At 41.7% G+C, this 21,817-nt stretch carries 24 protein-coding genes; 19 read left to right on the top strand and 5 right to left on the bottom strand.

Annotation, left to right across the window (positions count from 1 at the left end):
- Positions 1-27: 27 nt before the first annotated feature.
- Positions 28-423, top strand: coding sequence for a hypothetical protein (locus tag PASHI_RS00590; protein WP_062564227.1), 396 nt, complete (start codon positions 28-30; stop codon positions 421-423).
- A 47-nt stretch (positions 424-470) separates the two neighbouring features.
- Here PASHI_RS00590 and PASHI_RS00585 read toward each other — a convergent pair whose 3' ends face one another.
- Both PASHI_RS00585 and PASHI_RS00580 read right to left on the bottom strand, forming a co-directional pair.
- On the bottom strand, positions 471-965 hold the full coding sequence (locus PASHI_RS00585) for a M48 metallopeptidase family protein (RefSeq protein WP_062564226.1): 495 nt from the start codon (positions 963-965) through the stop codon (positions 471-473).
- 22 nt (positions 966-987) lie between these two features.
- Positions 988-1,836 carry a DUF72 domain-containing protein gene (locus PASHI_RS00580; RefSeq protein ID WP_062564225.1) on the bottom strand — a complete coding sequence of 283 codons (849 nt, stop codon included), beginning with the start codon at positions 1,834-1,836 and terminating at the stop codon, positions 988-990.
- 227 nt (positions 1,837-2,063) lie between these two features.
- Between PASHI_RS00580 and aspS the strand changes: the two genes are divergently transcribed.
- The 5 genes from aspS (at position 2,064) to PASHI_RS00555 (ending at position 6,088) form a co-directional block, all read left to right on the top strand.
- Positions 2,064-3,833, top strand: a complete 1,770-nt coding sequence (aspS, locus tag PASHI_RS00575; protein WP_062564224.1) for an aspartate--tRNA ligase — start codon at positions 2,064-2,066, stop codon at positions 3,831-3,833.
- A 109-nt stretch (positions 3,834-3,942) separates the two neighbouring features.
- The gene (locus PASHI_RS00570) at positions 3,943-4,149 is read left to right on the top strand and encodes a hypothetical protein (protein WP_058585269.1); all 207 of its coding nucleotides are present in this window, start codon (positions 3,943-3,945) and stop codon (positions 4,147-4,149) included.
- On the top strand, positions 4,146-4,736 hold the full coding sequence (locus PASHI_RS00565) for a pentapeptide repeat-containing protein (protein ID WP_244269363.1): 591 nt from the start codon (positions 4,146-4,148) through the stop codon (positions 4,734-4,736). Before PASHI_RS00570 ends, PASHI_RS00565 begins: the two co-directional genes overlap by 4 nt.
- A 31-nt stretch (positions 4,737-4,767) precedes the next feature.
- Positions 4,768-5,355, top strand: coding sequence for a GNAT family N-acetyltransferase (locus PASHI_RS00560; RefSeq protein WP_062564223.1), 588 nt, complete (start codon positions 4,768-4,770; stop codon positions 5,353-5,355).
- Positions 5,356-5,383: 28 nt separating this feature from the next.
- Positions 5,384-6,088, top strand: coding sequence for an alpha/beta fold hydrolase (locus PASHI_RS00555; RefSeq protein WP_425272491.1), 705 nt, complete (start codon positions 5,384-5,386; stop codon positions 6,086-6,088).
- Between the two features lie 7 nt (positions 6,089-6,095).
- On the opposite strand, the gene PASHI_RS00550 is transcribed toward PASHI_RS00555, so the two are convergent.
- A complete protein-coding gene (locus PASHI_RS00550; protein WP_244269362.1) occupies positions 6,096-6,983 on the bottom strand; it encodes an MBL fold metallo-hydrolase in 888 nt (295 codons plus the stop codon).
- Between the two features lie 238 nt (positions 6,984-7,221).
- On the opposite strand from PASHI_RS00550, the gene PASHI_RS00545 reads away from it, so the two are divergent.
- Together PASHI_RS00545 and PASHI_RS00540 are read left to right on the top strand one after the other, a co-directional pair.
- A complete protein-coding gene (locus PASHI_RS00545) occupies positions 7,222-8,064 on the top strand; it encodes an isopenicillin N synthase family dioxygenase (protein WP_054551580.1) in 843 nt (280 codons plus the stop codon).
- A gap of 172 nt (positions 8,065-8,236) precedes the next feature.
- Positions 8,237-9,685, top strand: a complete 1,449-nt coding sequence (locus PASHI_RS00540) for a DEAD/DEAH box helicase (RefSeq protein WP_062564221.1) — start codon at positions 8,237-8,239, stop codon at positions 9,683-9,685.
- A 53-nt stretch (positions 9,686-9,738) separates the two neighbouring features.
- On the opposite strand, the gene PASHI_RS00535 is transcribed toward PASHI_RS00540, so the two are convergent.
- Both PASHI_RS00535 and PASHI_RS00530 read right to left on the bottom strand, forming a co-directional pair.
- Positions 9,739-10,491, bottom strand: coding sequence for a DUF3307 domain-containing protein (locus PASHI_RS00535; RefSeq protein WP_062564220.1), 753 nt, complete (start codon positions 10,489-10,491; stop codon positions 9,739-9,741).
- Positions 10,488-11,102, bottom strand: coding sequence for a hypothetical protein (locus PASHI_RS00530; protein ID WP_062564219.1), 615 nt, complete (start codon positions 11,100-11,102; stop codon positions 10,488-10,490). Before PASHI_RS00530 ends, PASHI_RS00535 begins: the two co-directional genes overlap by 4 nt.
- Positions 11,103-11,257: 155 nt before the next feature.
- Here PASHI_RS00530 and PASHI_RS00525 point away from each other — a divergent pair, with 155 nt between their 5' ends.
- From PASHI_RS00525 to PASHI_RS00475, 11 genes are all read left to right on the top strand, one after another.
- On the top strand, positions 11,258-11,752 hold the full coding sequence (locus PASHI_RS00525) for a LabA-like NYN domain-containing protein (RefSeq protein WP_062564218.1): 495 nt from the start codon (positions 11,258-11,260) through the stop codon (positions 11,750-11,752).
- A 370-nt stretch (positions 11,753-12,122) separates the two neighbouring features.
- Complete coding sequence (gene nagK, locus PASHI_RS00520; protein WP_062564217.1) at positions 12,123-13,037, top strand: N-acetylglucosamine kinase; 915 nt, start codon at positions 12,123-12,125, stop codon at positions 13,035-13,037.
- Complete coding sequence (gene nagA / locus PASHI_RS00515; RefSeq protein WP_062564216.1) at positions 13,037-14,149, top strand: N-acetylglucosamine-6-phosphate deacetylase; 1,113 nt, start codon at positions 13,037-13,039, stop codon at positions 14,147-14,149. Before nagK ends, nagA begins: the two co-directional genes overlap by 1 nt.
- 63 nt (positions 14,150-14,212) lie before the next feature.
- Positions 14,213-15,343, top strand: coding sequence for a transmembrane glucosamine N-acetyltransferase NagX (gene nagX, locus PASHI_RS00510; protein ID WP_054561756.1), 1,131 nt, complete (start codon positions 14,213-14,215; stop codon positions 15,341-15,343).
- A 210-nt stretch (positions 15,344-15,553) separates the two neighbouring features.
- Positions 15,554-16,348 carry a glucosamine-6-phosphate deaminase gene (gene nagB / locus PASHI_RS00505; protein WP_062564215.1) on the top strand — a complete coding sequence of 265 codons (795 nt, stop codon included), beginning with the start codon at positions 15,554-15,556 and terminating at the stop codon, positions 16,346-16,348.
- A 114-nt stretch (positions 16,349-16,462) separates the two neighbouring features.
- Complete coding sequence (nudC, locus tag PASHI_RS00500; protein WP_062564214.1) at positions 16,463-17,380, top strand: NAD(+) diphosphatase; 918 nt, start codon at positions 16,463-16,465, stop codon at positions 17,378-17,380.
- Between the two features lie 19 nt (positions 17,381-17,399).
- A complete protein-coding gene (locus PASHI_RS00495; protein WP_062564213.1) occupies positions 17,400-18,578 on the top strand; it encodes a cystathionine beta-lyase in 1,179 nt (392 codons plus the stop codon).
- A 115-nt stretch (positions 18,579-18,693) separates the two neighbouring features.
- Positions 18,694-19,512, top strand: coding sequence for an ABC transporter permease (locus tag PASHI_RS00490; protein ID WP_062564212.1), 819 nt, complete (start codon positions 18,694-18,696; stop codon positions 19,510-19,512).
- Positions 19,509-20,417 (top strand): ABC transporter ATP-binding protein, encoded by a 909-nt coding sequence (locus PASHI_RS00485; RefSeq protein ID WP_062564211.1) that lies wholly within the window; start codon positions 19,509-19,511, stop codon positions 20,415-20,417. Before PASHI_RS00490 ends, PASHI_RS00485 begins: the two co-directional genes overlap by 4 nt.
- 2 nt (positions 20,418-20,419) lie before the next feature.
- Complete coding sequence (locus PASHI_RS00480) at positions 20,420-20,794, top strand: PH domain-containing protein (RefSeq protein WP_054551567.1); 375 nt, start codon at positions 20,420-20,422, stop codon at positions 20,792-20,794.
- Positions 20,795-21,014: 220 nt separating this feature from the next.
- Positions 21,015-21,803, top strand: coding sequence for a putative porin (locus PASHI_RS00475; protein WP_062564210.1), 789 nt, complete (start codon positions 21,015-21,017; stop codon positions 21,801-21,803).
- The last annotated feature ends 14 nt before the right edge of the window (positions 21,804-21,817 follow it).

Raw genomic sequence — 21,817 nt, 5'->3', positions numbered from 1 at the left:
AAATTTAATATTTTTGGCAAGAAAAGCATGACTAGATATTTTCAGTTTACTGTGCTGGTTACAGCAGTTTTATATACGACTTTTTTTTTCTTACCATATATTTGGCAATATATTTACTCTGAAGACATTTCTTACTTATTATCTGCTGCAGGAACAGGTGGAATTATCGACCATCAAAGCTCGTTTCCATACATTTACTCAATGGTATATGTATTAAGTCTGCTTGGTCTTTATTTATACAAAAAATTAGCAAAGTGGTTATTTTGTTCACTGATCGCCTTTAACTTTCTTGTGAGCCCTTACATTCTTGGGTTATATGTAACAATGTATTTTGATGCATCTATTGGTTATTTACTTACTCTTTGCGAAGGTGCATTGATTCTAATGCTCTTTAGTGATGATGTTATAAAAAAGCTCAAGTAAACAGTCTATTTTTGATATTAGATTTCATATTATTTTCACTTATAGTTTTAATACGGATTTTTCCCTTCACCTACCAGCACACTGAATATTCTTAAATCCAGTTCTAGTTGATGATATTGCGGCTCCATGTGGCAGCAAAGTTGATAGAAGGCTTTGTTGTGGTCTTTTTCCTTAAAATGAGCCAGTTCATGTACGACGAGTGCTTTGAGAAGGGGCTCAGGTGCGCGAAGTAGGTCGCTATTAATGGCAAGATCGTGTTTTCGGGTTTTACCTTGCATACGAAAAGTATGGGTGCCTAAGGCATTCGTGACCATATCGCCTTGTTTTTTGAATGCAGCACGGCCAAAAGGCAGGGCATTTTTAAGGTAGCGCTTTTTCAGCTCAGTGGCGTAACTGTATAAAGCTTTATCGCTGGTAATGCTATGGGCATCAGGGTATTTGCCCTTTAGGTATTTTGCGGCCCTGTCGCCATTAAATAGCTGTAAAACTTGCTCAATGATGTGAGGAGGGTAACCTTGAAAATAACGGCTGTAATCTTTCATGTTTTCTCTGATAAATCGGGCGCTAAAATAAACTGCTTTGGCTTGCTTCGCGTTCACCTATAAACGGCGCAAGCACGGGGTGATTGTAACCTAAATCTTGGCAGAACTGTCTTGCTAAAAGTGGCGACTGGCGATTATCTGCGGTATGAAAAAACAAATAGGGTGATTTTCCTTCATCAAGCCATTGTTTTATTTTTTGTAGCCATGGCTGGTAATACGACTTGTATTCATGTTCAAGACTGGCAATCACAAAGCGTAACATTGGCTGATTTCCTGTTGCAATGGCATGCACAGGTAAATAAGGCTTTTTCTTTTGCGCATCAATGAGTGCATCGGTATTGGCGGGTACAGCAAATAAAGCGCGGGTATCCATACTGATACGGTCTATATTATTTTCAATTAATAGCTGATTTAAACGAATTTCTGCATCATCTTTTTGAAAGAAACCGGGGTGACGTACCTCTATACCGTAACTAAGTTGTTTGGGTAGTTGTGCAATAAAATTAGCAAGAAGGGGTAGGGCATCTGGGCCAAAGGCACGGGGTAGCTGCAACATAATTTGCCCCGTTTTAGCAAAAATTGGCTCAAATAAGTTTAGCCACGCATTAAGCTCACTAGTTATATTCGTCAGCTGTAATTCGTGACTAAAACGCCGATGAAACTTAAAAGTAAATTTAAAGTCTTCGGGTACCGCATCATGCCAGCGTAATAATGACTCGTGACTCGGATCAGCATAAAAACTGGTGTTGCCTTCGACTGAGTTAAAGCATTGCGCATACTCACTGAGCATGTCGGCGCTTTTACAGTGACTAGAGAGCAAATTTCCTTTCCATGCGGTGCTAGACCACTGCGGACAACCTAAATACAGCATTAAATCAACCAATAAATTTAAACTTTAGCTAGTGTATCAAAAGAAATGTTTGCTCAGAAGTCGAGGTATATATTTAGCCCCCGACAGGCACTGCTGGCACTCGCATTTTGCGATGGTTTGGGTATAATGCTCTGCCTTAAATGATTACTTTGTATAGTGGCTTTTGCTCTCAAAATAGCGAACTCTTAAGAGCAGGCGGCTATAAGTCTTTAACTGACAGGAATACTATGCGCTCTATATATTGCGGACAGCTAAATAAATCTCACGTAGATCAAGAAGTTGAACTATGTGGTTGGATCAACAAACGCCGTGACCTTGGTGGCCTTATCTTCGTCGATTTACGTGACAGAGAAGGTTTAGTACAAGTTGTTTTTGATCCTGAAGTAGAAGGATTAATGGATACTGCGAATAAACTACGTCAAGAGTTTTGTGTGCAGTTAAAAGGTGTTGTTCGCGCACGCCCTGAAAGCCAAGTAAATAAAGACATGGCAACAGGTGAAGTTGAAATTTTAGGCACAAGCTTAACTATCATCAACCGTTCAGAGCCATTACCACTTGACTTTAATCAGCAAAACTCTGAAGAGCGCCGCTTAAAATACCGTTACCTTGATTTACGTCGTCTTGAAATGAGCGACCGTATCAAACTTCGTGCAAAAGCGAGCAGCTTTGTGCGTCGTTTCTTAGATGACAATGGTTTCTTAGATATCGAAACACCGGTACTAACAAAAGCAACACCTGAAGGTGCCCGTGACTACTTAGTACCTAGCCGTGTTCACAAGGGTAGCTTCTACGCTTTACCTCAGTCACCACAGTTATTTAAACAATTATTAATGATGTCGGGCTTTGACCGTTACTATCAAATTGTTAAATGTTTCCGTGACGAAGACTTACGTGCTGACCGTCAGCCAGAATTCACACAAATCGATTTAGAGACGTCATTTATGAGCTCTGATGAAGTGCGTGCAATGACTGAGAAAATGATCCGTGAAATGTGGCAATCATTATTAGACGTTGACTTAGGCGACTTCCCAGTAATGCCATACAGCGAAGCAATGAGTTTATATGGTTCTGATAAACCAGACCTACGTAACCCAATGCAACTTGTAGACGTTGCTGATTTAGTAAAAGACGTTGAGTTTAAAGTATTCTCTGGTCCTGCTAATGACGAAAAAGGCCGTGTTGCTGTATTAACTGTACCAGGCGGTGCTGAGCTTTCTCGTAAACAAATCGACGATTACACTAAATTCATCGGTATCTATGGCGCGAAAGGCCTAGCATGGATGAAAGTGAACGACCGTGCTGCGGGCGTTGAAGGTGTACAATCACCAATCGCTAAGTTCTTAAACGAAGAGGTGATCAACCAGTTACTTGAGCGTACTAACGCACAATCTGGCGACATCATTTTATTTGGTGCTGACAAGCGCAACGTTGTAAACGAAGCAATGGGTGCGCTACGTCTTAAGATTGGTGTTGATTTAGGCATTACTGATCTAGATAGCTGGAAACCATTATGGGTTGTTGACTTCCCTATGTTCGAAGAAGACGACGAAGGTACATTGCATGCGGTTCACCACCCATTCACTGCACCGAAAGGTATTTCTCCTGAAGAGCTTGAAGCAAACCCAGCTGGTGCACTATCAGATGCATACGACATGGTATTAAACGGCTACGAAGTTGGTGGTGGTTCGGTACGTATTCACAATGCAGAAATGCAAGAAACAGCATTCAGAATTTTAGGTATCGAAGCGCAAGAGCAGCAAGACAAGTTTGGTTTCTTACTTGACGCACTTAAATACGGTACACCACCGCATGCAGGTCTTGCGTTTGGTCTTGACCGCTTAGTTATGTTGTTATGCGGTACTGATAACATTCGTGACGTTATTGCTTTCCCTAAAACAACTCAAGCATCATGTTTATTAACAGATGCACCAAGCAAAGCAAATGCAGATGCATTAACTGAGCTTGCAATTGATGTTGTAGCGAAAGACGCTGAATAATTCATAATAGCCTGAATTATAAGACTTAATGAATAATAACCCTAAGGTGTATGCCTTAGGGTTTTTTTGTGCTTAAATGAATATTTAGTATGTTCTTCAAGGAGAGAGAATGAATATCAATGCAACTTTAATCGGGCAAATAATTGTTATTTTAATTCCTGTGTTTGCCGCTATCAGCTATTACTTAGGTAAGCGCAAAACCTCAACACCAATCGTGGTGGCCGTTATTGGTGGGTTACTAGCGCTAATTCCATTGTTTGGTCTTATTTTTATTGCAGTACTTGCGCTTAAACAAGATATTGAGACCACCGCGTGATCGCAAGCCATTCGCTTTATTTTGAACACACCTTTAAAGTAAACCTTGCAGGGCAAACATTTTCGCATTGCGAATTTGAGCAATGTGAATTTATCGACTGTGACTTTAGCAATAGTCAGTTTGAAAACTGTCGGTTCATAGAGTGCGAGTTTAAAAACTGTAATTTAGCTGCGCTTGGGCTTAGATACACCTCGCTTGAAGAAGTAAGCTTTAAACAGTGTAAATTAACCAGCGTGCGCTTTACTGATGTTGATTGGCCGCTACTCGCCAGCCGTGCTCCAGTGAGTTTTGTTGGTTGTGAACTTAGCCACAGCAGCTTTTTTGAACTTAGTTTAAAAGCTTTAAAAATGCGTAGCTGTTTTGCCAAAGATGTTGATTTTAGACATGCAGATTTATCTTCAGCTGATTTTACTGATACGGACTTTCGTGACAGCTTGTTTCAACAAACCAACCTCAGTAAAGCTAATTTTATTGGTGCTAGTCACTTTGCCATTGATATAACTACTAACAAAGTCAGTAAAGCCAAATTTGAACGTTATGCCGCTTTGGATTTATTAGCAGGGCTCGATATAGAGCTGGTGGATTAAATATTTTTGCTAATTAAGGTTAAGGAAAGTTATGGATTTAAGTCCCATCACCTTAGAAGGTCAATTTGTTAAATTAGTGCCGTTAACGCTTGAGCACCGTGATGCTTTAGTTAACGCCGCTTCAGATGGAAAGCTTTGGGAGCTTTGGTTTACCTCGGTGCCCAATGAAGAAGGTGTTGACGATTATTTAAGTATGGCGTTTGAACAACAGTCACTTGGTCGCGCATTACCATTTGCTGTCATCGATAAACACACCGATGAGGTGATAGGCTCAACTCGCTTTTGTAATATCGACAGTAAAAACCGCCGTTTAGAAATTGGCTATACCTGGTATGCCAAGCGTTTTCAGCGTACTGGGGTTAATACTGATTGTAAAAAACTGCTGCTGAGTTATGCATTTGAAACACTTAATGTGATTGCCGTTGAGTTTCGTACTCATTGGCATAACCAGGCTTCGCGCAATGCCATTGCTCGCTTAGGAGCGAAACAAGATGGGGTGCTTCGAAATCACCAAATAATGGCCGATGGATGCGTACGCGACACCGTGGTGTTTTCAATTATTGATGGTGAGTGGCCTATGGTTAAACGTAGCTTAAAATTCAAATTAGAGCAGTTATAGTATGTTAAATATTAAAAAGGCGGCGCTAATGCTTGCTTTAACTCTTTGCGGGCAAACAGCCTTTGCAAATCAAACAGAGACACTGTTTGATACTGAGCGGGCACGCCATATTCCGGTGACCATTACAGCAGCCGATAGCAAATGTACGATAAAGAAGAAATGCCCCGTGGCGTTTATTGGGGCAGGCTATGGTATGGCACATACAGACTATCAATTTGCCCAGCAGGCCTTTCATCAGCATGGTTATTTAACGGTTGAAGTTGCTCATGAGTTAAAAGGTGATCCGAGTTTAAACCCGGAGCCACCATACATGACCACACGCATGGAAAACTGGCACCGTGGTGTACAAACCCTTGAGTTTTTAGCCGTAGAACTTGCAAAGCGTTATCCTGAGTATGACTTTAATAAGCTCACTTTATTTGGGCACTCAAATGGGGGAGATATTGCAGCATTATATGCGGCTATTTATCCCGCTAAGGTAGCTAAGCTGATCACCCTTGATCATCGCCGTATGCTGATCCCGCGAAACAAAAATATTGCTGTACTGACACTACGCGGTAGCGATTACCCAGCAGATGACAACGTATTGCTAACGCCGCAAGAGCTCGCTATATACCCAGTGACGCAAATTAAGCTTAAAGGTTCGCGCCATAACGATATGTATGATGGTGGCCCAAAATCGCTTGTTGCACGTATGAGTAAAGAACTTAACGCGTTTTTATCCCGCCATTGATGCTCAGTTAAAACTGAGCATCAATGTCGCTGCGAAAATTAAAATAGCCCATCTCGACAAGGTTGTTATACACACCCTCAATATTCAGTGGTAGCCATTGCTGGTACATTTTTAAATGGCTGTATTTAGGCAAGCTTATTTCTTCTTGTAAGGTCGCAAGGTTTTTACCTTTTAACATGCCATCGCGCACAGCAGTGTGTAAGTCTTGAATATAGTGTAAGTACGAGACAACATCATCGCGGTTGCCAGTATCTGCATGGCCACCTATAAATGCAGCAAACGCAGGTTCATTTAGCACCGCTTTGGTTGAATGCAGCATGCCGTTAATATCGTAACCAATCAGGTTTTTATATGGCATGCGGCCAAGCACAATCCAATCAACAACATAAAGTACATTGGCAGGCATAAAACGCATACTGACATTACCTCGGCCATTATTAGGCCCATAATATTTCAGCTGCACGTAACTATCACCTAAATCGACTTTGAGTGTATCGGTAAATGTAAGATCAGGCAGGGCAGTAGGCACTTTATTTAATTTAAGGTCCTCAGCTGCAAATTGATGAGCAACGACTGTGGTGTTGTTATCGATTAGCTCATTACCGCCCATCGCATGGTCAACATGGCTATGGCTGTACAGCATAAATTTGATTTCGGCGTTAAAGGTTTTCTTGATATAGCTTTTTAAGTATTTTGCGGCATCGCTATTAATAGGATCAGTCACTAAGGCCTGGTTATCAACAATCATAAAAGCGCTGTGGTAATGGCCAGCACTAAAGCGATATACGTTGTCTTTAATATTTTCGACTTTATAGTTTGCTTGTTCTGCACAGATGGCCTGATTGGTTATAAGTATCAGCGCACTGAAAAGTAAGATTTGCAGATTTTTGAACATTAGCGATCCTTTTGCGTTGAAATGTGTCTAATTAACCATATCAAAGTTTAGGTAATAGTACATATTATACTACTTAAGGGGTTAGTTGATCTGTATCAAAGTTAAGGAGCTAAGCAAGGTGGGGCGGACATAAGTCCTTATGTTTTTGCCTGTGTTTCTCTATCCTCGCGAAGCGCTATAATGAAGAAATGCTATGCTTAGCACAGACTTCTAGAACCTTATTCACTGGAAAAGACAAATGCAACATTTACCTACCGTTGATTATAAAGCGAGCGATGCGGCCGCTCAATTTGTTGAGTCACTAAGAAACACAGGTTTCGGTGTATTAAAAAATCACCCAATCCCTCAGTCATTAGTTGAGTCTATTTACAAAAATTGGCAAGAATTCTTTAATTCTGAGCAAAAGCACGAGTTTTTATTTTCAAAAGAAACACAAGATGGTTACTTCCCACCATCAGTGTCAGAAGTTGCAAAAGGCTTTACCGTTAAAGATATAAAAGAGTATTACCACGTTTATCCAAAAGGCCGTGTTCCAGCACAGCTAGAAGAAGAAATCCGTGAGTACTACCGTTTAGCGAATGAGTTTGCAGCAACATTATTAAGCTGGGTTCAAGCTGAAGCTCCAGAAGAAGTGCGTGCTAAGTTCTCTATCGACCTTAAAGATATGATTGCTAACTCTGAGCAAACACTCCTGCGTATTCTTCATTACCCTCCAATGACAGGTGATGAAGAGCCAGGTGCAATCCGTGCAGCAGCACATGGCGACATCAACTTATTAACTGTATTACCTGCGGCAAATGAGCCAGGTTTACAAGTACAAAAAACAGATGGCGGTTGGTTAGACGTACCATGTGATTTTGGTAACCTGATCATCAATATTGGTGACATGCTTCAAGAAGCGTCAGGTGGTTACTTCCCATCAACGATTCACCGCGTGATCAACCCAACGGGTAAAGCATCAACGAAATCACGTATTTCGTTACCACTATTCTTACACCCGCGTCCTGATGTTGTGCTTTCTGAGCGTTACACAGCAGACAGCTACTTACAAGAGCGTTTACGCGAACTTGGTGTTAAGTAAAGATTGGTTATAAGAGAAAGCGGCATTAAAGCCGCTTTTTTTTATGCCTTAAATAAATCGGCTAAGTTCACCATTAAGTACTAGTTTGCAAATAATTCCATGCATTATTGACTATCCTAGGTATAATGCGCGCACTTCGCCGAATCGGCTGAATTTTTTAAAGAGAGATAGTATGAGTTTTGATGGGTTAGGTTTATCACCAGCTTTAGTAAATGCAGTTTTAGAAAAGGGCTATGAAGCACCAACGCCTATTCAATCACAAGCTATCCCTGCGATCATTGAAGGCCGCGATGTTATGGCCGCAGCGCAAACTGGTACAGGTAAAACAGCAGGTTTTACACTGCCGTTAATCGAGCGTTTGTCAAAGGGCCCTAAAGCGGGTGGCAATAAAGTTCGCGCATTAGTATTGGCACCAACCCGTGAGCTGGCTCTACAAGTAAGCGAAAATGTTGAGCAATACGCTAAGCATTCAAATGTTAGCTCATTTGTTGTTTATGGCGGCGTTAAAATTAATCCGCAAATGATGCGCCTTCGTAAAGGTGTTGATATTTTAGTGGCCACACCTGGTCGTTTATTAGATCTACACAATCAAAATGCTGTTAAGTTTGATGATTTAGAAGTGCTGATCCTTGATGAAGCCGACCGTATGCTTGATATGGGCTTTATTCATGACATCAAACGTATCATTGCTAAATTGCCTGCTAAACGTCAGAACCTGATGTTCTCAGCGACGTTCTCTGATGAAATTCGTGAACTTGCAAAAGGGCTCATTAACGACCCCGTTGAAATTTCAGTTGCGGCAAAAAACACCACAGCTAAAACGGTTACTCAATCTGTTTATGCGCTAGATAAATCACGTAAAACAGCATTGCTTAGCCATTTGATCCGTACTAATGATTGGCAACAAGTATTAGTATTTTGCCGTACCAAGCATGGTGCAAACCGTTTAGTTAAGCAGCTTGAACGCGATGATATTGTTGGCGCTGCCATTCACGGTAATAAATCGCAAGGCGCTCGCGTTAAGGCACTCGAAGGCTTTAAATCGGGTGAAGTGCGCGTACTAGTTGCAACCGATATCGTTGCCCGTGGCCTAGATATTGTTGAGCTACCTCACGTTGTTAACTACGATTTACCGAATATTTATGAAGATTACGTTCACCGTATTGGCCGTACAGGCCGAGCGGGTGCATCGGGTCATGCTATATCGTTTGTAACAGCAGATGATGCCGACGATTTGTATGGTATTGAGCGCTTTATTGGTGAGCTTATTCCGCGTGCAACCGAAGCAGGTTTTGAGCCAAGCAAACCAGTTGCTGAAAAGCCACTAGATACGCGTCCAATCAAGCCGAAAAAACCAAAGAAACCGAAAAAGCCAAAAGCACCAGCTCAAGATGGTCAAGGTGCAGCAAAACCTGCACAAAAGCCAAAACCTAAATCGCAAAAGCGACCTTCACAAGGTAAGTGGCAGGGTAAGGGTAAAGAGCAGGGCCAAAACCCAAAAGGCGCTAACAACGGGAATAAATCGAATAACAATAAACCAGCAGGTAATAAACCTGTGGGTAATCGCCAGCGTGTATCGGGACCATCTCGCCCAAGACGTAAACCCGCTGGGGATAGTTAATAACAGTAAAAATAAAAAAACGCGCAATTGCGCGTTTTTGTTTTTCTAAGCGATTAAACGAGTTTAATGCAATATAAGGTAGCGACACCAATAAAGAGTGTCACGGTGACACTTAACAAAGTGCCCAGCATGACATATTCAGTGAGTTGTTTTTCGCTACTTTCTTTTAAATCACCAAATCGAAAGATAGACTTGGCCGCCAGCAGAAAACCCACGCCGCCGTATTCACCTAGCAAGATAAAGCTCAGCATCAACACTCGCTCGAGCAAGCCAATAAAATGCCCCGCAGCAGGAATACTGCCTTCATTGTTTATCTGAATATTGATTTTCTCCAGCATCATGCGAATAAACACAGAGCTTGGGTTGAGCACCAATAAATAAGCTGCAATAACAAATAAGGTATCGAGGGCAATCAGCTTCTGCCACGCTAAGCTATAAAACTCATTCTTATCACTAAGCCAAACGCTTAGCATTACAATCACAACAAGATGTGCCAACTGGTCGAGTAAAAACGGCACTACGCCTTTATTTGAATACGACTTTGCCAAGTCAATGACATAGTGGCTTAGCACAATCGCAACCGTTGCTAACAATACACGAGAGAACTCTTGCCAGCCGTATGTGTATTCCCACAGAGTGAGTACAGCTAAAGAGGTCACACCGTGTGTTAATACGTGCAAATAGAGCTTACTGGCACGAAAGTGACGGTTGTTTCTATCGTGTACCCAGCTCATTGGCTGCCAATAAAAGTCAGCAAGTAAGTGACCTAGCACTAACCCGGTGAGTAATAGAGCAAAACTGGTCATAACAATCCTTTGAGTGTGGTTTGGCTGTAATTTATAAAACGCTCGATAAGTTGATAATGGGCTAGGTTGAGTAACTTAGTGACATTCTCTCGGCTAGTATTAAGCTCTTTGGCAAGCTCTGCATGGCTATTGTTCTCGGCGGTTAAATAATAAAACAGGGCATTAGCCTGCTTTTGACTCATTTTTTCAAGCAGGACTTCGACAAGCGCAATATTAAGCGCAAAGCCTTCTTCAAGGGCGTTATTTTCAATATTTAACACTAAGCGTTGCTGGCCGATGTTATCTAAACCACGGCCAGATAATGTATAAGCACTGCCTGTGGCTGTTTTTATATCGGCGCGTGGGTTGTCGAGTGAGCCAATAGCCAAGCTTTGTCGCAGCTCATAATTGGCTGCCTTCATTTGCAAATACAGCAAGATGGCAGCATGACATACCAGCTCAGGCTCTGTTAGCTGTACTTGCAATGCATCGCCACGGTAAATGGTAAAGCTTGCGTTAAAGCGCTTAGCAACAAAGCGTAAGCTTTGATCAAGCTGATAAAGCATGGCGTCGTATTCTTGTTGTGGAATTTTTTGTGATTTAATTAAATCACCGCTGATCACCGCAATCATTATGATCCCTTAGGTTAAGTAACTTAATTTAGTTACATTGCGATAAGTAACCAAATTTGGTTACTTTGTTTTATGTAACCAATTTAGGTTACTTTTTCGTAAATATCAACCTAGATATGCTACAGTGAACACAAATCACTAAAAACAGAAAAGTTATGTCAGCAGTTGATAAGCCAAGAGTCGGTATTTTTGTAGATGTACAAAACATTTATTACACCTGTAGAGAAAGCTACAAGAAAAATTTTGACTACAATGCCTTTTGGGCGCAAATGAGCGAACGCTACCAAATCGATTGCGCCATAGCGTATGCAATATATCGTGGGGATGAAAAGCAATCGCAGTTTCAAAATATTTTGCGCGCAATTGGCTTTGAGGTAAAACTAAAACCTTTTATTCAGCGCAGAGATGGCAGTGCGAAAGGGGATTGGGATGTTGGCATTACCATTGACATGCTAGAACATGCTAAGCAGCTCGATAAAATGGTATTACTTTCGGGTGATGGTGATTTTGCATTATTACTTGGTCACTTAGCGAATAAGTATCAGCTACCATGTGATGTCTACGGGGCAGAGCACCTTACCGCTGATATTTTAAAGCAATCTGCTGCTGAATTTCATTGTATTGATGATTCTCTGCTACTATCAAGGTAAAAAAATATTCCTATAAAAATAAAATGTTTAACTAAAGTATTATTTCGGCTAAGCTAACATTAGCTACACTTGATGATAAATAAAGGAATAGTCACGCACAACACACTAAATTATGCAAAAAAGCATAAATAAAGGTGTTATAGGACATTGTTGATGTGGTTTCTAATTTTCTTGTCTGTTAAATAAAGCTTTTTAATTCAATAAATTAAAAATAAATATGAAAGTTATACGAATTTTTATAAAAAATATAATGACAACGCTGTCATTTGTTGTGTAACATTAAATCAACAAAGGTTGAGATGATTTCGCATTCTGATAAGAAAAATAATGCGATTTAGACAAAAACTAAACGAAGGCTAGGGGTCGTTAAATGATGGCGAAGAGTGTGAATGAGGACCAATTGTTTATTGGTATCGATGGTGGCGGAACGAAATGTCGAGCAACTATCTACTCTGTTAAACAAGGTGTATTAGGAACTGGCCTAGGTGGTCCTGCAAATCCATTACATGGTTTGGAACGTACTCTCGAATCAATTATGGTCTCAACACAATTAGCACTTCGTGATGCGGGTTTACCGCTTGAAACCGTTCATCAGCTTTATGCCGGGTTAGGTTTAGCAGGTGTAAACCTACCAAGCTTGTACGACAAGATTATGGAATGGGAGCATCCATTTAAACAAATGTTCCTCACCACTGACTTACACACAGCCTGTATCGGCGCACACGAAGGGAGTGATGGTGCGGTGATCATCACAGGCACTGGCTCTTGTGGTTTTTCTTGTGTAAATGGTCGCACAACTAATTTTGGCGGTCATGGCTTTGCTCTAGGAGATAAAGGCAGTGGTGCATGGATGGGTCTTGAAGCAATAAAAGCGACCTTACTAGACCTTGATGGCCTAGGCGAATCAACAAATCTGACTAAAGTGATCACCGAGCATTTTGCAGCTGACAATGCAATGGCGATTGTTGAGAAAATGTCTGGTCAGCCTTCGAGTAGTTTTGCCAAATTAGCCCGCTATGTATTTGAAGCAGCCAATAACAATGACAAAGTCGCGGTTTCGATTGTTAAAGAGGGTGCTGATTACGTTAGTAAATTAGCTCAGCGTTTATTAGAGAATAACCCGCCACGCTTATCTATGATTGGTGGCTTAGCCGAGCCATTAAATAAGTGGCTTGCAGAGGATATTGCGAAACGCGTTGAATCTCCTATTCAACCACCGGAAATGGGCGCTGTGTATTTTGCTCAGCAATCTGTGCTTGAACAAAACCAAGAGGTAAGTTTGTAATGACGATTTATCATGCAAGTTCATTGTTTACCGGTGACGAATTTTTATCTGACGTATATTTTAGCGTCGACAATGGTGTGTTTAAGTTTGTTGAAGCAGATGCTAATGCCGTTGCATTAAAGGGGTTAGTGGCACCCGGTTTTATTGATGTACAAGTGAATGGCGGTGGCGGGGCGTTTTTTAACGCTGAACAAACGCCAGATTGCTTAGATAGAATAGCCAAAGCACATGGTCAGTTTGGTTCAACAGCGATTATGCCCACGCTGATTACCGACAAAGTCGAAGTCATGGCAAAAGCGGCCGATGCTACTGCACTAGCAATTGCTGAAGGTGTTCCGGGCGTAATGGGTGTGCACTTCGAAGGGCCGCACCTTTCATTAGGGAAAAAAGGCACCCACAGCGAGCAATTTATTCGCCCTATTACTGAGCAAGAATTTGCAATTTATGCCCGCCAAGACTTAGGCATTAAAATGGTAACCCTAGCGCCTGAAAATGTCAGTGCTGATGATATCGCGCGCTTGGTTGAATGTGGTGTAAAAGTATCAATTGGCCACACCAATGCAGACTTTGCGACCACTAATGCAGCACTTGCGGCAGGGGCTGATGGTTTTACCCACTTATTTAATGCCATGTCAGCATTTACATCACGAGAGCCGGGTGTTGTAGGTGCTGCGCTTTGGGATGATAACAGCTGGTGCGGCTTAATTGTTGATGGTCACCATGTACATCCATCATCAGCAAAATTAGCAATTCGCAGCAAGCAGCGCGGAAAAATTATGTTAGTCACAGATGCAATGCCACCTGTAGGGACTGACGATATGGAGTTTGATTTCTTTGATGGTCGTAAAGTTATTCGTACTGGCGATCGATTAAATTCAACAACCGGTGAATTAGCAGGCAGCGTACTTGATATGGCAAGTGCGGTGCGCAACACAGTGAACACATTGGATGTTAGCCTTGCTGAGAGCTTACGTATGGCATCACTTTATCCTGCACAATATTTAGGTTTACATAAAAAAGGTCGCTTACTGAGCGGGTTTGACGCTGACTTTGTGGTGTTAGACGCAAAGCAAAATGTACAAGCCACCTTTATTGCTGGAAAAGCGCTATAACAAGCTTCCCTGGTAAAAACCCCGCCGTTGTATCGCGGGGCTTTTTCTATTTAAGGTAATACAATGACAACAACACAACCAACAAGAAAACGTTTGGCATCGCTGGATGCACTGCGCGGCATGGATATGTTTTGGATATTAGGCGGACAGTCACTATTCGCAGCGCTTTTCGTTTTAACTGGCTGGACTGGCTGGAAAGTTTTTGAAGCACACACCGTGCACAGCGTTTGGCATGGCTTCACATTTTACGATCTGATTTTCCCATTATTTATATTTCTATCTGGTGTGGCGATGGGGCTAGCGCCAAAACGCATTGACCATTTACCGTTTGATGAGCGCAAAGTGTATTACCGAAAGGCGGGTAAACGTCTTTTACTATTGTGTTTATTAGGTATTTTGTATAACCACGGCTGGGGCACAGGGATGCCAATGGCGTTGGATGAAATTCGTTATGCCAGTGTGCTTGGCCGCATCGCTATTGCGTGGTTCTTCTGTGCAATGTTGGTTTGGCATACCAGTTTACGAACACAAATTATTACCGCAGCAGCTATTTTAGTGGGTTATTGGCTACTACTTTGTTTTGTTCCAGTGCCGGGTGGCAGTGCTGGCGACCTTTCAGCGGCAGGAAGTTGGAATGCATGGTTTGATGCGCACTTACTACCGGGTATTAGTTATCAAAACCGTGTGGTAGACCCTGAAGGTGTGTTGTCGAATATCCCTGCGATAGTTAATGCATTAATGGGCGTGTTTGCAGGTCAATTAGTGGCTCGTGCTCAGCAAATTGGCGAGTGGAAAATGACCGCCTTGTTGTTCGCCGCAGGTGTGGTAAGTGTATGCTTAGGCTGGTTATGGGATTTACAATTCCCAGTAAATAAAGAACTTTGGACTAGCTCATTTGTGCTTGTAACCGTTGGCTGGAGTGCCATATTGCTCGCCGTATTTTATGCACTGGTGGATATTCTGCCAGGGCAACGCGCCGCGTATCCTTTTGTGATCATAGGTGCAAACTCTATTATTATTTACTTAGCGTCAAGTCTTGTGAATTGGGGCTATGTAAGCCAAAGCGTATTTGGTGGGGTGGTTCGAGCTGTGCCAGAGGCATGGCAACCCCTGATGGCGGTAATTGCATTATTAGCAGTACAAATGCTGGTATTGCATTGGATGTATCGCCGTAAGATCTTTGTTAGTGTTTAATAATTATTAGACACTAGCAAAAAGAGTAATTTTTTATTCACTTTTACTTTACAAAGATAAAACTAGAAGTGATAATGACAGCGTTGTCATAATGGTTGTAGCTACTGCATCGTATCCTGGCAGTGGTTTGATCTAAAACCCAGCTCGATTGCACGTGGGGTTGGGTTTTAGGTCCCATTTTTTTCCAACTTATAATTAGAGCTAATCGATATGCAAATAGTGATTCTTGATGATGCAGCCCAAGTTGCAGCGTATGGTGCCAACATCTTTGCGAAACAATTACTAAAAAAACCAGCCTCAGTACTTGGTCTTGCCACAGGGTCAACACCTGTTGCTTTGTATCAACAACTGATCGAAAAAAATAAAGCTGGCGATATTTCGTTTAGCCAAACGACAACATTTAACTTAGACGAATACTTAGGTTTAACTGGCGAGCATCCACAAAGTTATCGTTACTTTATGAATGAACAGCTATTTAACCATGTTGATATCGATAAACAAAACACCCATGTACCGCCGGGTGATGCAGTAAACCCGCTTATTGCTTGTACTGAATATGAGCAAAAAATCACTAACGCTGGTGGTGTTGACGTACAACTACTTGGTATTGGCCGTAATGGTCACATTGGCTTTAACGAACCTTCATCTGGTTTGACATCACGCACCCGTGTTAAAACACTGACCAAAGCGACAATTGAAGACAATGCGCGATTTTTTGCTGAGGGTGAGTATCAACCGCATTTATCAATCACTATGGGTATTGGCACTATTTTAGAAGCCAAAAAAGTAGTGCTTTTAGCAACCGGTGCAAGTAAATCTGATGCCGTTCATGCCATGGTAGAAGGCCCGTTAATGGCTAAATGCCCAGCTTCAGCACTGCAACTTCATAAAGATGCGGTGATCATCATTGATAAAGCTGCAGCGAGTAAGTTAGAAGATTTAGAGTTCTATCAGCATATTGAAGCTGAGAACCAAAAACTACAAGCGCACCTAGCGACCTTGTAAAATTGTGAGAGAGAATAAAAAAGCCCAGTTTGGGCTTTTTTTATGCCTGTAATAAATTGGGTTTATCATCCGCTTATGGTAGTTTTAGCGAGTAAACTATTTTCAAGGAATGCCATGCTGAATTACTCTCAAATGCCATTGGATCGTGCATCAAATCGTCGTAAAGATCCAAAGTGGTTAAAGGCTCAAATGAACTCTCAGAGTCGCTGGTTATTGGTCAATAACAATCAAAGTTTATTTGTTAAAGACAGTCCTGAAGTGTGTTATTTACGCTTATCTCAAGTGGATCATCTCGATTTATCAAAAAGCATTTTATTGGGTTTAGACGATGATGATGTGGCTCATTTTGCTTTAGATGTCAGCCATGTTCCAGACTCACTCATTGAGCCTATGCTTAATGGCGCTGAATTTGTAGATATTCGCAAGTTAGGCCCACAAGTTGAGCTAAAACAAGGCTCGATTGCCGCATTGGCAAGGGGCTTGTGTTTTTGGCACGCAACGCACCGTTTTTGTGGTCGTTGTGGTCATGAAAATAATATGGTTGAAGCAGGGCATTCACGTTTATGTGAGAACCAAACTTGCCAGCATCAAACTTTTCCGCGAACCGATCCTGCGGTGATTATGATCGTTACTAAAACCTTTTCAGATGGGGTTGAGCGCTGCTTGCTAGGCCGTCAAGCAAGCTGGCCTGACGGTGTTTTTTCAACTCTTGCCGGTTTTGTTGACCCAGGTGAAACACTAGAGCAGGCCGTTGCCCGCGAAGTCATGGAAGAAGCTGGTGTTGCGGTGACAGATATTCAATACATCGCTTCACAGCCTTGGCCATTTCCATCATCAATTATGTTTGGCTTTATGGCCACAGCAGTTGCAGAAGATATTCAGGTAGATAAAGACGAGTTAGACGATGCAAGATGGTTTAGCCGTGCTGAACTTAATGAATTCGGCCAATGGCATGAGCAGGGCAGTCATCTTAAACTAACCCGACAAGATTCTATTTCTCGATTTTTGGTTGAGCACTGGCGCAACCTGTAAAGCACAGCTTGGACAAATTATGACAAAGACAAATAAAAATACCCAAATCGTCTCTGCAGGGCGTAAAAAAGCGTACACACAAGGGGTTGTGAACCCTGTGGTGCAACGTGCATCAACGGTAGTATTCGATTCAGTGGCTGATTTAAAAGCAGCGGCGAAGAAACGAGGCGACAAAACTTTATTTTATGGCCGTCGCGGTACGACGACACACTTTGCTCTGCAAGAAGCAATTGCAGAACTAGAAGGCGGCGAAGGCTGTGCGCTATATCCATCAGGTGCGGCTGCAATAAGCAATGCGCTACTCTCGTTTGTGAAAACGGGCGATCATATTTTAATGGTGGATACCGCTTACGAGCCGACACGTGATTTTTGCGACAAAATACTGGCTGGATTAGGAATTGAAACAACTTATTACCCGCCGGGAATTGGTGCAGGGATTAGTGAGCTTATTAAAGATAACACTCGCGTATTGTTTTTAGAATCACCTGGCTCAATCACCATGGAAGTGCAAGATGTGCCAGCCATGGTTGCTAAGGCAAATGAGCGTGGTGTAATGACCATGCTAGATAACACCTGGGGTAATGGCCTGCATTTTAGACCGCTTGAGCATGGCGTAGATATTAGTATTCAAGCAGCGACAAAATATATAGTTGGTCACTCTGATGTGATGATGGGTGTGGCGGTAGCCAATAAAAAGTATTGGCCAACCCTTCGCGAAAATTCATACTTACTTGGTCAATGTACCTCTGCTGATGATGCTTATTTAGCGCTACGTGGTCTGCGTACTATGGCTGTGCGTTTAAAGCAGCATGAACAAGCCGCCATCGAAGTGGCTAAATGGCTTGAAACACACCCATTGGTTGATCATATTCGCCATCCGGCTTTTGCAACGTGCCCGGGTCATGAGTTCTTTGAACGAGACTTTGATGGCAGTAACGGCTTATTTTCATTTGTAATGAAGCAGGGTAATCAACAAGCGATTGATGCGTTTTTAGACAGCCTACACCATTTTAAAATGGGCTTTTCTTGGGGTGGTTATGAGAGCTTAGTCACGGCAAACCTCAGCATGAAAGGGCTTCGCTCTGAAACAGGTTGGTCGCAAGGCCCGGTAATAAGGCTACACATTGGTCTTGAAGATGTGGCTGATTTACTAGCCGACCTTGACCAAGCGCTTGCAGTGTACGAAAGCCACCTCTAGGTTAAAAGTTTATACTTTGTTACATAAGACCCGCTTGTCGGGTCTTTTTTTTCTGGTAATTCAAGCTGTTTCAACTTAGTGTAATTCTAATAATAAAATTCATTAAGGATTATGAGTGACGCAGTTACATCCTAAACGTCTTGCACAAATTGCCCAATTTGAGCTGGTACGACTATTTCTGACCAAACGTGGTTTGTTGGCGGTTGCCGCTTTTGCCATTTGTTGGCTACTTATTTTACGCTATCCCATTGCCCAATCTGTGACCTTGATTAGCTCACCTGATTTTGCCGACTTTGCTCGGCAAGCATTTGGCGCCATTGGCATCAGTAAATTACTTGATTGGCCTGAATCTGAACTTGCCGTTTATTGGCTGATTGCTCTATTTAGTTTCCCAAGCTTTTGTTTGTTTCTATGTAGTGACCAAACAGTGGGCGACAGACAACGAGGTACGTTACGCTTTTTATCACTTAGAGCCACTCGTTCAGAAATTATCATTGGCCGCTTTTTAGGGCAGCTACTCATTTTAGCAGCATTGTTGTTTGTTACCTTGATGGCAACGGTTGCAATGCTTGGCTATCGTGAGCCAAGTTTGCTGCTTTCTGGCTTATCGCGAAGCTTTATGTTGTTATTTTATTTGCTTGTTGCGGTTATGCCATTTATTGCTTTGATGAGCTTTTTAAATACATTTGCCCGTTCATCGCGTCTTGCATTTGTATTGGCTATTTTGTTCTTTGCTGGCGGTAATATTGTGATTGGCTTACTAACATGGCAATGGCCTGCATTTGAGGTTTTAAATTACATATTTCCGGGCTATCAACTTGATTTAATGGCAGGTCAGCGTGCAGGTGTCACATTGGCTCTTGGTTTACCACTTTTACAAACTTCAGTGTTACTGGTTGCTGGTGAACGAATTTTTGCAAGGAGCTCATTATGACCGTTTTAATTCAAGCACAAGGCTTGTCAAAAAACTATGGGGCTAAACGAGCGCTCGATAACGTCAACTTTGAGATAAACAAAGGAGCGCCGGTAGCGCTAGTTGGTCCTAATGGTGCAGGTAAAACAACGTTATTCAGTTTGTTATGTGGCTATATTTTACCTAGCTCAGGAAAACTATCGGTAATGGGGTATACCCCAGGCAGTGCGGCGTTATTCGGTAAGCTAACCGCGTTACCGCAAGATGCCCAGCTTGATCCTCGTTTTAGTATTGCACATCAACTTAACTTTTATGGTCAATTACAAGGGCTCAGTGGTGCGGTTCGTAAAAAAGAAACGGCTCGTGTTTTAGAGCTCGTTGGTTTGTCAGAAGTGGCTAAGCAGCGACCGGATGACCTTTCTCATGGTATGCGTAAGCGAGTGACGATTGCACAGGCATTAATTGGTTCACCTGAAATAGTGATGCTTGATGAAGCAACTGCAGGCCTTGATCCAATTCATGCTCGTGAGGTAAGGGAGCTGGTAAGTTCTTTAAGTAACGAAGCAACATTTATTTTAAGCTCCCATGACTTAACTGAGCTTGAGCGATTATGCTCTCAGGTGTTACACCTTGATAAAGGGGTGTTAAGTGAGCATCAAGCCCGTTCTAGCACGCAGGATAATAAACACTTTATTACGCTGCAGTTAAATCAACAATATGATGATGTAGAAGCAAAGCTTGCTGGCCTTGCCCATGTACATCATGTTTATATGAGCCAAGCAAAAGAATATGTGATCGAGTTTGAAAAAACCGCTGAGCCTTTTGATATCAATCTTCTACACTTTTGTTATCAACAAGGTTGGCAGTATCGTCAACTGGTAAATGGTCACACACTCGAAAACCAAATTTTTCATAAGGAGAGCTAATTATGGGTCTATTAAGCGGATTAATGGGTAACGCAAGTGAAGTCGATAACGATGATTTAGAAGAGCTGCTTGCTAATACCTTGATTGATGGTGAAACAGTACAAAAAGCCTATAAAGTCATTCGTGATATGTTCATCTTTACCAATAAAAGATTAATTATTATTGATAAACAAGGTGTTACTGGTTCTAAAGTTGAAATGCTGAGTATTGCTTACTCAAAAATTACTAAGTTTAGTAAAGAGAGTGCTGGGCATTTTGACCTTGATGCTGAACTAAAAATTTGGGTTGGTTCAGATCCAACGCCAATCAGTAAAGACTTTAAAGCAGGAGATAACATTAATGAGGTTTATAGAATTATAAGCCAGTTTGCTTTATAAGGTACTGACAAGCTTTATTTTTTCACTAAAAGTTGGTTTAGAGACGCAAGTTTCGGCCAACTTTTTCTTTACATTTGCCGACACTTTATTACAATTAATCAAGTAAAAACAAATGCTTAGTTAAGTTTTCATTCAGTTTTCTCACGTTAGCATGTGCCCAACTTAGCCATCAGGCTAGTTTTCAACAGCAATGAAACAATGTTAATAGGGAAATCTGTTTATGAAAAAGTTAGCAGTTATTATTTCGAGTATGCTTCTGTCAACTGCCGCGACTGCTGCGGATAGTTACCAATCAATCAGCCATTTAGGATACATGGACACCGATGGCAACGACACAGTAAGTGTTGATTCAACGTATTACTTCGCGCCAAAGAAAACAATGGGTCCATACGACCAGTTTGAATACATCAACAGAACAACCAACGTATTTGGTTCGTACGCAGATGATGACTTTGGTGATGTAACTAACATCGGTGGTGAATACTTCGTACAAGATTTTGTATTTGGTGCGGGTTACAGCAACTACGATTACGGTTCAGATACTGATTTATTCAATGTGTCTGCAGGTTACTTCTTTAATCCTAACCTTCTTCTTAAAGCGACATTTATCGACGTAGAAGACGGCGATAACACTGTAATGTTTGACCTTAAGTACAATCACCAGCTTAACAGCACTGATTACTTAGGTTTCACATTCACAGCTGACGATGAGTTTGATTACCGTGCAGTAAATGCAAAATACTTCATGGATCTTCAACAAGGTAACTACCTAACAATTGAAGGTACAATCTCAGATACAGACGATAGCGGTAGCTCTTGGGAACTAGGTTCTAACTACTACTTCTCTAAAGCAACGTCAGCATTTGTAACGTTTAACAAAGAAGATGACTACAGCTTTGGTGCACAGCACTTCTTTAACAAAAACGTTGGTTTAAAAGCAGGTTATGCAAACAACTGGGATGACTCAGACTACGATGCATACTTTGCAAACGTAAGCTTACAGTTTTAATTATTAAGTTGATG

This window comes from Pseudoalteromonas shioyasakiensis (assembly GCF_001550135.1).
Lineage (GTDB): Bacteria > Pseudomonadota > Gammaproteobacteria > Enterobacterales > Alteromonadaceae > Pseudoalteromonas > Pseudoalteromonas shioyasakiensis.
This window is presented reverse-complemented; position numbering and strand designations above follow the sequence as displayed.

Bases quoted from the DNA above. Each gene is read 5' to 3' on its own strand.
- PASHI_RS00590 (WP_062564227.1), top strand. From the start codon at position 28: ATGACTAGATATTTTCAGTTTACTGTGCTGGTTACAGCAGTTTTATAT.
- PASHI_RS00585 (WP_062564226.1), bottom strand. From the start codon at position 965: ATGAAAGATTACAGCCGTTATTTTCAAGGTTACCCTCCTCACATCATT.
- PASHI_RS00580 (WP_062564225.1), bottom strand. From the start codon at position 1,836: ATGCTGTATTTAGGTTGTCCGCAGTGGTCTAGCACCGCATGGAAAGGA.
- aspS (WP_062564224.1), top strand. From the start codon at position 2,064: ATGCGCTCTATATATTGCGGACAGCTAAATAAATCTCACGTAGATCAA.
- PASHI_RS00570 (WP_058585269.1), top strand. From the start codon at position 3,943: ATGAATATCAATGCAACTTTAATCGGGCAAATAATTGTTATTTTAATT.
- PASHI_RS00560 (WP_062564223.1), top strand. From the start codon at position 4,768: ATGGATTTAAGTCCCATCACCTTAGAAGGTCAATTTGTTAAATTAGTG.
- PASHI_RS00555 (WP_425272491.1), top strand. From the start codon at position 5,384: ATGCTTGCTTTAACTCTTTGCGGGCAAACAGCCTTTGCAAATCAAACA.
- PASHI_RS00550 (WP_244269362.1), bottom strand. From the start codon at position 6,983: ATGTTCAAAAATCTGCAAATCTTACTTTTCAGTGCGCTGATACTTATA.
- PASHI_RS00545 (WP_054551580.1), top strand. From the start codon at position 7,222: ATGCAACATTTACCTACCGTTGATTATAAAGCGAGCGATGCGGCCGCT.
- PASHI_RS00540 (WP_062564221.1), top strand. From the start codon at position 8,237: ATGAGTTTTGATGGGTTAGGTTTATCACCAGCTTTAGTAAATGCAGTT.
- PASHI_RS00535 (WP_062564220.1), bottom strand. From the start codon at position 10,491: ATGACCAGTTTTGCTCTATTACTCACCGGGTTAGTGCTAGGTCACTTA.
- PASHI_RS00530 (WP_062564219.1), bottom strand. From the start codon at position 11,102: ATGATTGCGGTGATCAGCGGTGATTTAATTAAATCACAAAAAATTCCA.
- PASHI_RS00525 (WP_062564218.1), top strand. From the start codon at position 11,258: ATGTCAGCAGTTGATAAGCCAAGAGTCGGTATTTTTGTAGATGTACAA.
- nagK (WP_062564217.1), top strand. From the start codon at position 12,123: ATGATGGCGAAGAGTGTGAATGAGGACCAATTGTTTATTGGTATCGAT.
- nagA (WP_062564216.1), top strand. From the start codon at position 13,037: ATGACGATTTATCATGCAAGTTCATTGTTTACCGGTGACGAATTTTTA.
- nagX (WP_054561756.1), top strand. From the start codon at position 14,213: ATGACAACAACACAACCAACAAGAAAACGTTTGGCATCGCTGGATGCA.
- nagB (WP_062564215.1), top strand. From the start codon at position 15,554: ATGCAAATAGTGATTCTTGATGATGCAGCCCAAGTTGCAGCGTATGGT.
- nudC (WP_062564214.1), top strand. From the start codon at position 16,463: ATGCTGAATTACTCTCAAATGCCATTGGATCGTGCATCAAATCGTCGT.
- PASHI_RS00495 (WP_062564213.1), top strand. From the start codon at position 17,400: ATGACAAAGACAAATAAAAATACCCAAATCGTCTCTGCAGGGCGTAAA.
- PASHI_RS00485 (WP_062564211.1), top strand. From the start codon at position 19,509: ATGACCGTTTTAATTCAAGCACAAGGCTTGTCAAAAAACTATGGGGCT.
- PASHI_RS00480 (WP_054551567.1), top strand. From the start codon at position 20,420: ATGGGTCTATTAAGCGGATTAATGGGTAACGCAAGTGAAGTCGATAAC.
- PASHI_RS00475 (WP_062564210.1), top strand. From the start codon at position 21,015: ATGAAAAAGTTAGCAGTTATTATTTCGAGTATGCTTCTGTCAACTGCC.